Source organism: Glaciibacter sp. 2TAF33, assembly GCF_052114945.1.
GTDB lineage: Bacteria > Actinomycetota > Actinomycetes > Actinomycetales > Microbacteriaceae > Cryobacterium.
In genome coordinates this window covers 176,328-191,486 of the sequence record NZ_JBFRFS010000005.1, presented here as the reverse complement: position 1 = coordinate 191,486, position 15,159 = coordinate 176,328, and the positions used below count along the sequence as shown (strand labels likewise).

At 67.2% G+C, this 15,159-nt stretch carries 13 protein-coding genes; 5 read left to right on the top strand and 8 right to left on the bottom strand.

The window, feature by feature from the left end; genetic code table 11:
• Window positions 1–35: 35 nt before the first annotated feature.
• The 3 genes from AB4Y94_RS06300 to AB4Y94_RS06290 all read right to left on the bottom strand — a co-directional run bounded on the left by AB4Y94_RS06300 (window position 36) and on the right by AB4Y94_RS06290 (window position 3,714).
• Window positions 36–1,532, bottom strand: a complete 1,497-nt coding sequence (locus AB4Y94_RS06300; RefSeq protein ID WP_441726269.1) for an FAD-dependent oxidoreductase — start codon at window positions 1,530–1,532, stop codon at window positions 36–38.
• 84 nt (window positions 1,533–1,616) lie between these two features.
• Window positions 1,617–2,294 (bottom strand): SDR family NAD(P)-dependent oxidoreductase, encoded by a 678-nt coding sequence (locus tag AB4Y94_RS06295; RefSeq protein WP_441726266.1) that lies wholly within the window; start codon window positions 2,292–2,294, stop codon window positions 1,617–1,619.
• Window positions 2,287–3,714, bottom strand: a complete 1,428-nt coding sequence (locus AB4Y94_RS06290; RefSeq protein ID WP_441726263.1) for a DUF6421 family protein — start codon at window positions 3,712–3,714, stop codon at window positions 2,287–2,289. Before AB4Y94_RS06290 ends, AB4Y94_RS06295 begins: the two co-directional genes overlap by 8 nt.
• Window positions 3,715–4,105: 391 nt before the next feature.
• On the opposite strand from AB4Y94_RS06290, the gene AB4Y94_RS06285 reads away from it, so the two are divergent.
• On the top strand, window positions 4,106–4,858 hold the full coding sequence (locus tag AB4Y94_RS06285) for a DNA alkylation repair protein (protein ID WP_441726261.1): 753 nt from the start codon (window positions 4,106–4,108) through the stop codon (window positions 4,856–4,858).
• 96 nt (window positions 4,859–4,954) lie between these two features.
• Here AB4Y94_RS06285 and AB4Y94_RS06280 read toward each other — a convergent pair whose 3' ends face one another.
• Both AB4Y94_RS06280 and AB4Y94_RS06275 read right to left on the bottom strand, forming a co-directional pair.
• Window positions 4,955–6,121 (bottom strand): methyltransferase, encoded by a 1,167-nt coding sequence (locus tag AB4Y94_RS06280; protein ID WP_441726258.1) that lies wholly within the window; start codon window positions 6,119–6,121, stop codon window positions 4,955–4,957.
• Between the two features lie 114 nt (window positions 6,122–6,235).
• On the bottom strand, window positions 6,236–7,228 hold the full coding sequence (locus AB4Y94_RS06275; protein WP_441726256.1) for an LLM class F420-dependent oxidoreductase: 993 nt from the start codon (window positions 7,226–7,228) through the stop codon (window positions 6,236–6,238).
• A gap of 186 nt (window positions 7,229–7,414) precedes the next feature.
• Between AB4Y94_RS06275 and AB4Y94_RS06270 the strand changes: the two genes are divergently transcribed.
• The 4 genes from AB4Y94_RS06270 (at window position 7,415) to AB4Y94_RS06255 (ending at window position 11,716) form a co-directional block, all read left to right on the top strand.
• Window positions 7,415–9,046 (top strand): ABC transporter substrate-binding protein, encoded by a 1,632-nt coding sequence (locus tag AB4Y94_RS06270; RefSeq protein ID WP_441726253.1) that lies wholly within the window; start codon window positions 7,415–7,417, stop codon window positions 9,044–9,046.
• A 90-nt stretch (window positions 9,047–9,136) separates the two neighbouring features.
• Window positions 9,137–10,087 (top strand): ABC transporter permease, encoded by a 951-nt coding sequence (locus AB4Y94_RS06265; protein ID WP_441726251.1) that lies wholly within the window; start codon window positions 9,137–9,139, stop codon window positions 10,085–10,087.
• Window positions 10,084–10,962, top strand: a complete 879-nt coding sequence (locus AB4Y94_RS06260) for an ABC transporter permease (protein ID WP_441726248.1) — start codon at window positions 10,084–10,086, stop codon at window positions 10,960–10,962. The genes AB4Y94_RS06265 and AB4Y94_RS06260 overlap by 4 nt, the downstream gene beginning before the upstream one ends.
• A gap of 28 nt (window positions 10,963–10,990) precedes the next feature.
• A complete protein-coding gene (locus tag AB4Y94_RS06255) occupies window positions 10,991–11,716 on the top strand; it encodes a GntR family transcriptional regulator (RefSeq protein ID WP_441726245.1) in 726 nt (241 codons plus the stop codon).
• An 83-nt stretch (window positions 11,717–11,799) separates the two neighbouring features.
• Here the strand turns inward: AB4Y94_RS06255 and AB4Y94_RS06250 are convergent, their stop codons facing one another.
• From AB4Y94_RS06250 to AB4Y94_RS06240, 3 genes are read right to left on the bottom strand one after another with little or no spacing between them, the layout of a single operon-like run.
• On the bottom strand, window positions 11,800–13,284 hold the full coding sequence (locus AB4Y94_RS06250) for an MmgE/PrpD family protein (protein WP_441726242.1): 1,485 nt from the start codon (window positions 13,282–13,284) through the stop codon (window positions 11,800–11,802).
• 35 nt (window positions 13,285–13,319) lie between these two features.
• The gene (locus AB4Y94_RS06245) at window positions 13,320–14,816 is read right to left on the bottom strand and encodes an MFS transporter (RefSeq protein ID WP_441726239.1); all 1,497 of its coding nucleotides are present in this window, start codon (window positions 14,814–14,816) and stop codon (window positions 13,320–13,322) included.
• Window positions 14,800–15,150, bottom strand: a complete 351-nt coding sequence (locus AB4Y94_RS06240) for a YciI family protein (RefSeq protein WP_441726236.1) — start codon at window positions 15,148–15,150, stop codon at window positions 14,800–14,802. Before AB4Y94_RS06240 ends, AB4Y94_RS06245 begins: the two co-directional genes overlap by 17 nt.
• Between the last annotated feature and the right edge of the window lie 9 nt (window positions 15,151–15,159).

Here is a 15,159-nt window from a genome sequence, read left to right as displayed (position 1 = left end):
GTTCGCGCGCCAGATGCCCCGGATTGGGGGTGCGGTTATTCCGGTGAGTCGGCCACCCGCTCGAGGTCGCGCAGGGCCGGACCCTCAAGCCGGGTGCCGTCGTGGCTGAAGCGAGAGCCGTGCAGCGGGCAGTCCCAGGACTTCTCCGCGTCGTTCCAACCGAGTACCCCGCCGAGGTGGGTGCAGACACCCGATACCCGCGAGGTGGTCCCGCCGACGGTGCAGGCGCCGACCGGGCTCATCCCCTCCCGGTAGGTCACGCCCTCGCCCTCGGCCGGCGGCGCCGCCGGCTTGTGGGAGAACGTCTGGCCGAGCCAGTCCTTGGCCAATTCGAAACCGACGCCGGCGTTCAAGGCCACGGCGTCAGGAGCGTCGGTCAACGTCGGGGGTCGTTCGTACAGGGTGTCCGCCCACTTCATCGCTCCGTCCAGCAGCATTCCGGACAGCGCGATGCTCGCCGCGACCGCGTTCGACAGCCCCCACTTGTTGAAGCCGGTCGCGACGAACACGCGCTCGTTTCCCGGTTCGATCGGCCCGACGTATGGCGCGTAGTCCAGCGAACGATAGTCCTGGGCCGACCAGCCGTGCGTTCGTTCGGCGCCGGGGAAGTGGTCGTGCGTCCACGCCTCCAGGTCGCGCCACTGCGCGGCGGCCGCCCGTTCCCGGCCGACGACGTGGCCGTTCCCGCCAACCACCAGGAACTCCTCGGCGCCGACGGGAGCAGTGCGAAGCGACCGGGTCGGCTCGTCCAGGGAGAGGTACATCCCCTGGGGGATCGACCCGGGCACGCGGAACGCCACCGCGTAGGAGCGAAGCGGCTTGAGCCGGGCGAAATAGGCGCCGCGCGCGAGGAACGGCGTTCCCGTCGCGAGCACCACCCGGCCGGCGTGCACGGCGCCGCGTGACGTGGTGAGCTCGGCGTGATCACCGGCCTCATCGACATCCGTTACCAGCACGCCTTCGCAGATCACCCCGCCGTGCGCCCGAAGGTCGCCGGACAGGCCCTCGACGACGTCAAGCGGGTCGATCTGCGCCTGGTCCGGCAGCCTGACGGCGCCGTAGGTCGGAAAGGGAAGCTCGGTCTCCCTCTCCAGCGTGACGTCGAGCCCCGCCTCGCGGCAGGCATCGTATTCGCGGCGCACCGATTCGGCACCGTCCGGTGTGCCGGCGTAGGTGAACGCGTCACGCCGCTGGACCGGCACGGCGTGCTCCTGGCAATACCGCAGCAACCACTGCTGTCCCTCCCGGTTCGCCTCCACGTACGCTCGCGCGACAGTGCCCGAGTTGTGCGAGATCACGTGGGACAGTTGGGCACCGTGCAGCAGGCTCACCTTCCCGGTGGTGTTTCCCGTGGTCACCGACGCGAGGTGCCTGGCTTCGAGCACTGCCACCGACTGGCCGGAACGAGCCAGAAGCAGGCCGATGGTGAGCCCGGTGAGTCCACCGCCGACCACGACGGTGTCGAACCGGGCGCCGGTGACGAACGGGTCGGTGGCAATCAAGCCTGCGCGATCGAGCCAGAGGGATGTCACGATGCTCCTTCGCTCTGCAACTGCGGGTCGTTGCGGTCGAGGCTACTCCCGACGAGCGGCGCGGAGAAGGGCAGGAGGGGCTGGCTAGTCGCCGAGACGCACCCGGGTGTTGTTGACGGATGCCGCATCCGCGTCCCACAGGTCGACGACGCGGGTGGCGAGTTCATGCTCCAGCCCGGTGAGCGAGCGCACCACGAAGATCACGGCGGCGGCAGCCGACTCCGCGGTGGCGAAACCGCGGCCCACGGCCCGGGTCCACGTCTCCGCCGCCGCCTTCGCCGACGCGTAGTTCGCCCCGCCGGGGGCGGGATTCTCGACCGTGACGGATGAGACGATCGCCAGGCGCCCGGCCGGCGAGTCGAGCAGGTCGTTGTTGAAGGCGCGAGTGGTGTTGCGGAGCGTGGTCAGCACATGGCTGTGCAGGAAGTCCCAGTCGTCATCGGTCTGGCCGGTCAACCCGCCACCGCCTCGCCAGCCGCCGACCAGGTGGATCAGCCCGTCGATCGCGCCATGCTCCGCGTGAACGGCCGCCGCCAGCTCGTGCACCGCGGAGAAGTCGCCGAGGTCGCAGACGTAGGTGACGGCATCCGTCACGGTGTCGCGCAGCGACTGCAGTCGCCCTTCGTTGGAACCGACCGCGATCACGGTCGCGCCGGCGGTACAGAGCGCGTCGGCGACCGCGACCCCGGCCGCGCTGGTCGCACCGGCGATGAGCACGGTGCGACCGACGACGGGCCGGGGTGAAAGGCTGCTGCTAGTCACGTGCGGTGATCCCCACGGTGGACTCGATGACCGGTTTCATCTTCTTGTCGAGGGCCTCGAAGAACATCGACAGCGGGAATTCATCGTCGAGCACCCGGTCGGTGTACCCCTTGGGCGGGCCGGCGAGCACGTCGTCCGGGAGGCCGCGGGCCCAGTTCGACGCCGGGTTCGGAGTGAGCGTCTCCCGGATCATCTCGTACGCGGCGAGCCAATGCGCCTTCTTCGGCCGGTCGATGGAGCGCCAGTACAGCTCTTCGATGCGGGCGCCGAGGGCGATGACGACCTCCGGTACCGCGTCCCAGTCGAAGGTGAGCTTGGTGTCGGTCCAGTGCAGCACCTGGTGCTGGTGCATCCAGGCGAACAGCAGCTGCCCGCCGAGGCCGTCGTAGTTGCGCACCCGGGTGCCGGTGATCGCGAAGCGGAAGATCCGGTCGAAGATCACGCCGTACTGCACCAGTTTGGCGTGCGTGCGCGCCTCGGGACTGGCATCCTCGTCGCGTTCGATCTTCACCGACTCGCGGAAGGCGGTCAGGTCGCAGCGCAGTTCCTCCAGGGAGTAGAGGAAGAACGGCATCCGCTGCTTGATCATGAACGGGTCGAACGGAAGGTCGCCGCGCATGTGGGTGCGGTCGTGGATGAGGTCCCACATGACGAACATTTCCTCGGTGAGGTGCTGGTCGTCGAGCAGCTGCTTGGCTTCGGCGGGCAGGTCGAGCCGGGTGATCTCCGCGGCCGCTCGCACCACCCGCCGGTACCTGGCGGCTTCGCGGTCCTGGAAGATCGCGCCCCAGGTGAAGGTCGGAATCTGCCGCATCGCCACGGTCTCGGGGAAGAGCACGGCCGAGTTCGTGTCGTACCCGGGCGTGAAATCGACGAAGCGGATCGGCACGAACAGTGCGTTCGTGTACTCCTTCTCCAGCTCCCCGATGAACTCCGGCCAGATCACCTCGATCAGCACCGCCTCAACCAGCCGGTCGGTGCTCCCGTTCTGCGTGTACATCGGGAACACGACCAGGTGACGGATGCCGTCGACGCGACTCAGCTGCGGCTGGAACGCCATCAGGGAGTCGTAGAAGTCGGGGACGCCGAAGGGTGCGACCTCGTCGTGCCCGGAAGCCCAGCGCGTGAAGTCGACGACGACTGCCTCGAGGTACGCGGAATCGTGCGGGAACAGCGGGGCGAGCGCTTCGATCGCGGCGACGATCGTCGCGACCTGGGCCGCCGCATCCGCGTGGTCTGAGCGTTCGGGGATCGAGCCGTCCGTGACCTGCACGCCCTGCAGCGCTGTGGCGGCGGCCTTCAGCCGGAGCCAGGCCGGGTTCGTTTCGACGCTGCCGGCGAGTTCACGGGTGTCGCTGTCGAGAACGTCCTCGACGACCTCGGGCTCACCGACCAGTGCTTCTGCAGTGTAATTCGACATGGGAACCTCCCGTCCTCGTGGATCGGCCGCGACTGCGGCGTGTGCTGACCCGGCATGGTGCGCGTCTCACCCAGCGTAACCGGGACTGACCAGCGTTTTCATGCGCGTGGACGCAACTAACGTGCGTGGAACGCGGCCGTCGGGTTGCTCCGTCCCGGCTGGATCGGCCCGGAACCGACTGGGCACCCCTCGCAGCACGTCGGACGGCTCATGCGCTGTGCATAACTCCTGCACTATTCGGCAACCGCGGCTGGACCGCCTCATGATTTCGCGGTTCTGGCCGGGACGCCCTGCGTTCAGCAGGAGTTATGCACGAGCTGTCAACGGCCCTCCGTGCCAGCCCGGCGGGACGAGGCGGATCGGATGGCAGCAGGTGGGTAGAGTGCGGAACATGAGCGAGACAGCGGACGCCACGGCGCCGACCGCCGAGGCGGTGCGGGCCGCGCTGGCGTTGGTGGCGTCGCCCGAGCGCGCGGCAGGCTCGGCGCGGTTCTTCAAGACCGGTCCCGGGCAGTACGGGGAGGGGGACGTCTTCATCGGGGTGAGCGTTCCCGCGACCAGGGTGGTGGTCAAGCGCTTCTCCGGCCTGCCGCTCGATGAGGTCGGTGCCCTGCTCGGCAGCGCGGTGCATGAGCACCGGCTCGCCGGCCTGCTGACCCTGGTGAGGCAGTACGACCAAGCGACGTCGGCCCGGGGCCGCGACGACGTCGCACGCACGCGTCTCAGCGAGTATTACCTCGATGCTGTGCGAGCCGGCCAGGTGAACAACTGGGACCTGGTCGACTCCTCTGCGCCGACCCTGCTCGGCGACTATCTCTTCGATCGGCCGCGCGACGTGTTGGCCGAACTCGCCGGGAGCAGCGTCCTCTGGGAACGCCGGGTGGCGATCGTCGCCACCCTCGGCCTGATCATGCGGGGCGACGCCGGCACCACCCTCGAGCTTGCCGCCCGTTTGCGGTGCGATAGCGAGGACCTCATGCACAAGGCCGTCGGGTGGATGCTGCGCGAGGTGGGCAAGCGCGTCGACCGCCAGCTGCTGATCGGCTTCCTCGATGAGTACGCACAGCGGATGCCGCGCACTGCTCTCAGCTACGCCACCGAACACCTTGACCCTGAGGCGAGGGCGCACTACCGGGGGCGGTAAGGGCCAAGGATTACCTACCCGGACGAGGGTTACCGGCAGAACGGGCACCCTCGACCGGACCCGCAAGTCTCGCACCGGCGACTGCACGCCGCCAGGTCAGGCGGCGCGAAGCCGCCACAGCGAGGTGACCTCCGCTGAGCGCGCCGCATGCAGCGGATCGGTGGCGTCCGCCGCGCGACCGTGGACGGGTCTGATGTCCATCCGCCCTTCGACGGCGAGCCCGGCGCCCTCGATCGCGTCGAGCAGGTCTCCGCGGGAGCGCAGGCCCAGCCGTTCGGCGATGTCGGAGATGACCAGCCAGCCCTCGCCGCCCAGCTCCAGGTGCTCCGCGAGGCCGTCCAGGAATCCGAGCAGCATCCGGCTGTCCGGGTCGTACACGGCGTGATCGGTCGAGGTCGCCGCCGCGGCGGGGATCCACGGCGGGTTGCAGACGATGAGATCCGCGCGTCCCACCGGGAACAGGTCGGCCTTGACGATGTCGACCTGGGCGGCCAGGCCCAGCCGGTCGATGTTGGCCCGCGCGCACGCCAGGGCGCGGGGTTCCTGGTCGGTGCCGACCACGTGGCGGATTCCGCGGTGAGCGAGGATCGCCGCAAGCACGCCGGTGCCGGTTCCGATGTCGAACGCCGTGGCCGCGGAGCCCAGCGGCGCGGTAGCGACCAGGTCGAGGTATTCCCCGCGAATCGGCGAGAACACCCCGTAGTGCGGGTGGATCCGCCCCTCGAGCGCCGGAATCTCAACGCCCGTGGTGCGCCATTCGTGCGCGCCGATCACGCCGACCAGCTCGCGAAGCGAGGTGACGGACGGCTCCGTTGTCTCGCCCCACGTCTCGGTGCAGGCCAGCCGCGCATCGGGGGAGCGACGAAGGGGGATGCCGTAGTCGGGGTCGAGGGGAACCAGGAGCATCCCGAGCAGTCGCGCGCGCTCGGCCGACTCGACCCGCTGCCGACGGAAGACGGTCGCGAGGTCCGCCCGCGGCATCCGCTGGCCACGGCCGACGCGCTGGTCGATGCGCCGCCCCAGCGCGCTCAGCAGTTGCCGCGCGCCGCGGTAGTCGCCCCGCCAGAGCAGGGCCGTTCCGTTCTTCACCAGCCAATAGGCGGCGTCGGCGGTGGTGCGATCGTCAGCGCTGACCAGCCGGGTTGGCGCGGGCCAGCCGCCCTCGGAGTGCCAGTGTGCCGTGTGTGACCGGCCGTCCTCGACCCAGCTGAATGGCTGGTGCAGCGGATGCCCGGTGTTCGGTCTGGGGGTGGTGCTGGTCATACGTCTGCTCCTGCGTCACGCGGAAATGCGCGTGCGATGCGCCGCGATCGCCCGAGTATCGCAGCTTTCCCTGTGCGGATGACGCGTCGTGCGGGTGGGCGCGGGCGCGGCCGGCTAGAGCAGGGCCGGCATGACCTCCCGCTCGAACAGGTCCATCCCGCTTTGGTCGTATGCGGCCTCGGGGAAGTAATGAATGGAGTAGCCGAGACCGCGCGAGCGCATCGCGACGAGCCGCTCGGCGACCTGTTCGGGGGTTCCGACGCCGAGTGCCTCGCCGCCGCGGTATTCCGCGACGAACTCGGCGGCTTTGGCTTCGCCCAGGTATGGCGTGACGCGGGCCTCGATCGCGTCGATGCGGTCGGCGACTTCCGCCTCCGTCGCGGCGACGATGGTGTTGTAGTTCGCCGACCGGGTGATGGCGTCGAAATCTCGGCCCTGGTCGGCGCAGTGCTGGCGGAGGAGGTCGCTCTTGTGGGTGAACTCCTCCGGCGCGCCGGCGAAGTTGGTGTAGTCCGCGTACTGGGCGGCGATCCGCAGGGTGACCTTCTCGCCACCGCCGGCGATCCACAGTGGGATGCCGTCTTTCTGCAGCGGGAGTGGGCGCACGATTGCGCCGTCCACCTGGTAGTGATCGCCGTTCAGGGTGGCCGAGCCGGTGGCCCAGGCCTGCTTCATGATCTGGACGCCCTCGTCGAGGCGGGCGAGCCGCTCGCCGGCGCGCGGGAAGCCGTAGCCGTATGCCTTCCACTCGTGCTCGTACCAGCCGGCGCCGATGCCCATTTCGACCCGTCCGCCGGAAATGATGTCGACGGTCGCCGCGACCTTGGCGAGGTAGGCGGGGTTGCGATAGCTCATGCACGTGCACATCTGGCCCAGGCGCACCCGCGACGTGATCGCGGCGAATGCGGACAAGAGCGTCCAGGCTTCGTGGGTGGCCTCATCCGTTGGCACCGGAACGGTGTGGAAGTGGTCGTAGACCCAGATCGACTCCCACGGCCCCGCGTCGGCGTGTGCGGCGAGGCCGCTCATCGCCGCCCATTGCTCGGCCGGCTCGATGCCGACCAGATCGTGACGCCAGCCCTGGGGTACAAACATTCCGAATCGCATTGTTTCAGCCTAGGCCGACTCCGCATTTCCCGAGTGTGCCGCCTGGGCAGGGAGCCAGTCCACGAGTGGCTCGAGGGAGAGTTGTCACTTACGGAATGTATGATATATAGTTACCCCCGGTGGCAGGAACGACGACCCCATTCCCAGGGTCGGTTGGAACCATGCCCGTACTGCAAGGAGGCAGCAATGGCGTTTGGTCGAAGAATCACTTACCTCGCGATGATGGCAGCAGTGGCCATGGGGCTGGTGGCGTGCACCGGCGGCGCACCAAGTCCGGGTGTCACGGACAAGGCCAATGCCGATGTCACGACGGGACAGTTCGGTGGGCAGCAGCTTGCAATCGGCAAACCGGTCGAGGGTGGCGAACTGACGTGGGGCATCTGGCTTCCCATTCAGACCCTGGAGCCCGCCGGGGTCATGGGTGACTCGATGGTGCTCGCCATGAAGTCGATCTTCGGCTCGCTGATGTCGGCGACCGCTGACGGTGGTGTCAAGCCCAACCTCGCGAAGTCGCTCAAGACCCAGGACAACGTGGTGTGGACGATGGCTCTCGACCCCGACGTCAAGTTCACCGATGGCACCCCGCTCAACGCAGCAGCGGTCATCACCCACCTGACCAACGTCGCAGCCGAGGGCTCGACATCGACCCAGGCGGGCGACGCGCGCAAGATCGCGGGCATGACCGCCGTCGACGATTTCACCGTCAAGTTCACCCTCGCGGCCCCGAACAACCAGTTCGGGTTGTTGTTCACGGAGAATTCGATGGGCTTCATTCCATCGCCCACTGCCAAGGAAGCCGCCGGTGCTGACTTCGCGACCAAGCCCGTTGGTGCTGGACCGTTCAAGGTGGAGTCGTTCACGCCGGGTGCCAAGGTCGTTCTGGTCAAGAACCCCGACTACAAGTTCGCCTCGGAGGGGCTGCCGTACCTGGACAAGGTCACGCTGACCACCGTCCAGGAGGAGAACTCACGCATCGATGGCGTGCGTGCAGGCAACCTGGACGGGGCCACCGTCGCGTCCGTCCCTGCCGTCGAGAAAGCGCGCGCGGCAGGACTCGTCGGGCTCGAGCAGCCGGCGTACTCGGCGTTCTACATGATCCTGAACAACCAGAACGAGGTGCTCTCCGACATCCGTGTGCGCACTGCGCTGAACGAGGCAATCGACCGCAAGGCCGTCAACCAGGTGGTCTATGAGGGGCTGCACCAGCCGATGGATGGAATCCTGGTCCCCAGCCACCCGTACGCGGGCAAGGGCGCCAAGTGGCCTTCGGAGAACGTGAAGGACGCCAAGAAACTCATCGACGAGTATCTCGCAGACACCGGCAAGAGCAAGCTGGACCTGACTGTGACGATCGTCCCGGGCGGTGACAACGCGCAGGTTGCCCCGCTGGTGCAGCAGATGCTCGGTGCAATCGGCGTCACGGTGAACATCGAGACCCAGGACCAGACGGCCCTCGTCGGGAAGTTTGCCGGTGGTGACTTCGACATCGCACTGATCACTCGCGCCTTCCAGCCCGAGACGACCACGGCGCTCAGCCAGGCCTTCCGGACGGGCAGCACGAGGAACTGGAGCAAGGTCAGTATCCCCGAGCTCGATGCACTGTTCGACAAGTCCGCGGCTGCACTCTCCGACGCGGACCGCCTGGCGGTCGTGCCCAAGATCCTCGATGTGCTGGCCAAGAACGTGGTCACGGTACCGATCGTCAGCGCCGGCTCCGGCCGGGTGCTCGGACCGAAGGTCAAGGGCTTCCCCGACGGAGACCCGACGACCCGTACGATCGAGGTGTTCGACCTCAGCTCCGTGTGGGTCGCGAAGTAACCGACCCCAGCCCCCTCATCGGTCGCGTCGAGTGCTGACTGCAAACGTGGACAGCACTCGACGTGACCCGTATCGCTCAACTGGAGAAGCATGAAGCCCGTCGTATCCAGGATGGTGCACCTGATCATCGTTCTATTCGGCATCAGCGTGCTCACATTCCTGCTGATCCGCCTCCTCCCAGGCGACCCTGCCCTGGCGCTCGCCGCGCAGTCCGGGAACGCCGATCCGCAGCTCATCGCCGAGATCCGAAAGGATCTGGGACTGGACCTGCCGGCGTGGCAGCAGTATGGGAACTGGATCGTGAAGATCCTCCAGGGCAACTTCGGTGTGTCCTACGTCAATAACCAGCCGGTGTCATCCGGCATCCTCAACAACCTGCCGGTGACGATTCACCTGATGGTGATGGCGCAGGTCTTCAGCCTGGTCGTCGCGGTGCCGGTTGCCCTGTATGTCGCAGCACGCCGCGACCGCGGGGTGGACCGCGCTGTGACAGCGATCAACTTCGCAATGCAAGCCATCCCGAACTACGTGTTGGCGATGGTCGGCATCTCGGTGTTCGCCGTCGCACTCGGATGGCTGCCCGCTGTCGGCTACGTGCCGCTGCAGGAGGGCGTCTGGGCGAGCACGGTCTCCCTGATCATCCCGACACTGGCGGTCAGCGCACTGCTCATCGCGGTGTATACACGCGTACTCCGCGAGTCGGTCATCGACTCACTCCGGATGGATTACGTACTCGTGGGGCGATCACTGGGGTATTCGCGTCGCGAGCTGCTGTGGAACTCCGCACTGAAGCCGTCGCTGCCCCCGCTCATCACCGTCGCCGGTCTGCACGTCGGTGTTCTGCTCGGCGGTGCCGTCGTCGTGGAGGTCATCTGTGGTCTTCCCGGCCTCGGTACGCTCCTCGTGCATGCGATCAACAGTCGGGACTACACGACGGTGCAGGCACTGGTTCTACTGTTCGCCGTCGCTTTCGTGGTCGTCAACTTCATCACGGACCTCATCCACATGGCCATCGATCCGAGAGTGCGAGTGACAGCGTGACCCAGATCCCGAATACCGCAACCATCATGGCGATCCGGCGCGCCCGTCCGCAGCGCGCCCGGATCCCCGTCTACGTCTGGGCCTCCTTCGTGTGGCTCGGCGTCGTTGTCGCCATGGTCCTGCTGCAGCCGATTCTCCCGCTTCCTGACCCGGCCGTGTCCGACTACGCCGCTGTGCGAACGCCCCCCTTCACGGTGTGGGGGCACCCGCTGGGTACCGATGCCCTTGGGCGGGATCTGCTGTCTCGAACCGTCGCGGGTGCGGGCGTGAGCCTGTCGGTGGGCGTCGGTTCTACGCTGATCGCCCTCATCATCGGCATGGCGATGGGCACCGCCGCCGGATACTTCGGCGGAGTGTGGGATCGCCTGGTCGGGTGGTTCAACGACATCCTGCTCGCGTTCCCCACGATCGTGGCTCTCATCGCGCTGACGACCTTCCTCGGTCCGAGCCTGGGCACGTTGATCCTCGGCATGGGCGTCGTCGCGATTCCGCTGGTCTCGCGACTCGCGCGGTCGTCCGCGATGGGGTATGCGCAACGCGACTTCGTCCAGGCGGCGAAGGCGATGGGCTCGAACAGCGCGCGCATCCTCTGGCGCGAGATGGTTCCGAACGTGATGCTGGTCGTCATGCCGTTCGCCCTGACCATGATCGCGCTCGCGATCTCGGCAGAAGGCGCTCTGAGCTTCCTCGGTCTGGGCGTACCGCCCCCCCAGGCGAGCTGGGGCGGCCTCATGAACGAGGGTCGGGCCGATCTGAACAGACTGCCCTACATTGTCTTCGTGCCGGCGACCGCGATGTGCCTGACACTACTGGCAATCAGTTTCGTCGCCGACTGGGTGAACCAGCGGACGGATACGCGCGAGTCGCGGGCATGATGGCGAATACAATTGGTATGGTGTAAAGATGACGTCTCTGGCAAGTTCGACCGCGAAGAACGGGCACGAGTTGCCCAAGTTCGCCCAGGGCTCGGCCCCTCGTGTGAGCCTCACCAAGTCGGACGCGGCATATGCGGAGATCCGAGCCCGGATCCTCTCGTGTGACCTTGCGCCGGGAGCGGTGATAGACCAGGAGATGTTCGCCGCGTGGCTGGGCTCGTCCACGACGCCGGTCAGGGAGGCGCTTCGCCGGCTTGAGGCCGAGCAACTCGTGGTGCTGCGCGCGCACAGCGAGGTTCGCGTCGCACCCGCTTCGGCCCACGAGTTCCGCGAGTTCCACGCCATCCGCATGGGTTTGGAGCCGTTGGCGGCGGAAGCCGCAGCGAAAACCGCCTCGGACGACGTGATCGAGACCCTGCGCGCGTTCGTGACGCAGGGCGCAGTGAAGAAGCACGCGTCGGAGATCGATCTGCAGAGCAGCCGGATGTTCCACAGGACCATCTACACGGCGGCGGGCAACCACACCATGACCCAGATCCTGGACAGCATCTGGGACCGGGTCGGCCGATATCGCGTCATGCTCGCTGAAGTGGGTTCGGTGTCCGCCTGCGACTCGCCGGAGCACCAGGCCATCGTCAAGGCGATTGAGGCCAGGGACGGCAAGGCGGTCCGCAAACTCATCCGGACAGACCTCGAGACCTCCTACAAGCGGCTGCTGCCTGCGCTTGAGACCATCTTGGGCAAAGATAGCTGAGTTCCAGAGCGCTGTTGTTACAGGCGCCTTCCTCCGCCCCCCGACGCCGCGTTCGCGACGCGCCGGGGGTGGAGTGGCCGATGTCAGTCGACGACGGATTCCGCAGTCAACTGCTCGGCGCGAGAGAGTGTTTCCAGCCGGCTGACCGTGGCGAAAAGCTCCTCGCCGTGTGACTTCGACATTCCGGCCAGCATCGTGCAGTCCAGGAATTTCTGGCGGAACTCGTCAGGGGACATCGGATTACCGGGCTCGCCCTTGGCATAGGCCACGGTCCTCGTCAGTGTCCGGCCGTCGGTTGTCCGCGCTTCGATGCGTGCCGCACCGGGGCCGCCGCCGGCACGCACGAGGCTCGCATCTTCGGCGGTACGGATGAGCTGGGTCGCGGCCAGCAGGTCTGGGCGGTGAATCGCCGCGGGAGTGAAATGCTCGAGCCCGACCTTTCCATCGACAAGGGCGGCGGCAACGACCCAGGGGTTGCTGAACTGTGCATCCACGGGGGAGTCCGGGCGCTGCTTCTTCGCGATCGGCGACGCCAGCAGCGAGTAGTCACCGGGACCGTTGTAGATCGTGATCTCCGAGACGTCGCTCGCCTGGATGCCGGCGTCGGTGAAGAGTGACAGGGCCGCGTCGACGGCGGTGTGAGAGCCGCGACACGAGGGCCAGGGCTTGAACGCGACATCGGCCCCGCAGAAGCTGCTGCCCAGACCGTCCAGGAGGATTTCTCGGGAGTAGTCGTTGCCGTGGTACTGGAAGAAGAACCCGCGCACGCCTTCGAAGACTCCCTTCGCCCCGTGCACGCCTCGCTGCGCGAGGCGGGCCGAGAGCAGGCCGCCGTACGAGGCGAACCCCGGTCCCATCCGCTTGGTCAAGGCGCCGTCGATATGCGCCTGGGAATTGCCCGAGGCCTGCTGGTAAGCGACACCCAGCGCGGAGACAAGCTCATCCCGGGTAAGTCCCATCAGCTTTCCGGCGACGACGGCGGAGGCGAAATAGCCGTACAGCGTCGTGTTGTGCCAGCCGTGGACGAAGCCCGTGACGCCAGGACGTGCGGAGTTGGCCAGCCGGCAGGCGACATCCACGCCGAGCGCGACCGCCGTGATGAGCTCCTTGCCGGTCACGCCACCGAGCATCTCGGCGGTGGCGAGGGCCGCCGGAATCGTTATCGCAGACGGGTGGACGAAGGATCGTTCGTATGTGTCGTCGTAGTCCAGAGCGTGCGTCATCGTGGCATTGACTCGGGCAGCGTCCTGCGCCGGAACCCGGATGTCGGTGCCCCAGATGCGTGCTTCGGGTTTGCCGGCCATCTCCATGGTGAGCTCGCGCAGCTGCCTGGCACCAGGCTGTTCGCTGCCGGCGAGTGCGATGCCCAGCGTGTCGATGATCTGATTCTTGGTAGCGGCGATGACGGGGCCCGGAAGGCTGTCGTAGTCGGCCCTGATGCAATGGTCGGCCAGGATGACGGCCACATCCACCGAAGTGGCGTGGAGTGCGGCGCTGTTCTGTATGGTTTCGGTCATCATTGTCTCCTTCGAGGCGTGGTGTGCGGCGCTGTTGCGTGTGTCGGTCATCGTCGGCTCCTTCGATGCGGGCGGGCGTGGCTCTGCTAGGAATCCCGTCCGGGCAGCGATCCCCGCTCGGCGCCGCTGTTGTCCGATGGGAGCGGCAGGCGACCAGGGCTGACGAGGATGATGATCGCGATCAGGTGGAACAGTGCCAGGGCGCCCAACGTGATGGAGACGGTCGCGATCATCGAACCATTCAAAGCCGCTGCGGCAGCGAGTGCCCCGGAGACTGCGGCGATGCCGATTGCCCCGCTCATCTGGCGCGATGTGCCGTCGAGCGTTGTGGCGTCACCCAGGTTCGTCTCGGGTACTGCTGCGAAGCCGACGGTCTGGCACGACATGATCGTGAGCAGGGACGAGGCGCCGCTGGTGAAGACGCCCAGCATGATGATCCACACCTCGCCAAACCCGTAGCCGAGCACCATGATGCCGAGGCCGAGGAGGATGCCCGATTGCGAGATTCCGATCGTCCACCGTGCCCCGAGCCTGACGATGACGCGGCGTGCGATGCGGCTGGTGATGATCGGACCCATCGCGCCCGCCACGCCCACGAGCCCGGCTCCGAACGCGCTCAGCCCCAGCTGCGTCTGCAGCAGCAGCGGCCCGGCGAGGCCGAATCCCATGAACCCGACCGAGTGTGCGGCGGTGATCGCCGTGGACTTCGCGAACCTGCGCCGCCGGAAAAGGCTGACGTCCAGGAACGCCCGGTTGCCCATTCGCAGTTCGTAGGGGATGAGGATCGACAGGGCCGCGATGCCGACCGTGAGACTGATCGTGCCGAAGAGGACATCGGCGCCGGTCGCAAGGCGTTCGACGCCGAGCACTGTCGCACCAAAACCGAGGGCGGTCAGGATTGCGCCCCGGAGATCGAGTGGACGCACCGCCCGGTTCTCGACTTCACGGGCGAAGGTGAGGGCGATCACGATCGCGGTGGCACTCAGCGGCAGGTTGAGAAGAAACACCCAACGCCAACTCAGCTGGTCGACCAGGAGTCCGCCGACCAGAGGTCCGAGCGCGGGCGCGAGGGAGATCGGCAGGGCGAGTGCGGCCATGATGCTCAACCGCTGCATCGGGAGGAAGTTGCGGAACATCAGCGAGAACGCGAGCGGGACAAGGCCGCCACTCCCCACGCCCTGGGCGACGCGACCAGCGACCACCATGGGCAATGAGACCGCAGCGGCGCCGAGTATCGACCCGACCACCAGGACCGACAGGCCGATCGCAAGCACGCGTACGGTGCCGAAGCGCTCTCCCAGCCAGCCGCAGAGCGGGATCATGGCGGCCAGGGCAACGACGTAGCCCAGGTTGACCGCGCCCGTCTGGTCCACCGGAACTGAGAAGTCCCGTCCGATCGACGCCAGTGCGACGTTGAATCCGGACGTATCCAGGATCATGAGCGATTGGCAGCACAGCAGCAGCCAGATCGCTCCCCACTGGGGTCGCGAGAGTTGTAGGTTGCGGGGCGATCGCGGTGCCGGTGGCTCTAAGCTGCGTGCGCGCCGCGAAGCCCGCCGATCTACACTACTCGGGCGAGTCATAGTCACCGTGACGAACGTGCCAGGCAATCAGTTCGTATGTTCGTGCACCTGCCCGGATGAACGGCTCGTCATCCATGAGCCGCCGCGCTTCGGTGGCATCCGGCACGCGGAGGACGGTGGCGCCGCCGAAGGGGGCTTCACCGTGGTCGACGGAAGCAGGCCCGGACGCGAAAACCAGTCCGCGCTCCACCAGCAGGCGCATGTAATCGCGGTGCGCCGCACGGTGCACCCCGCGGTCGGTGTCTGTGTTGCGGGTGACGACCAGCCAGAGCTGCACATCCCGCATGGGCGCGTGTGAACTGGCCCCGGGTTCGTCTGCGCGCTCGATAGCCATCGGGTCGCC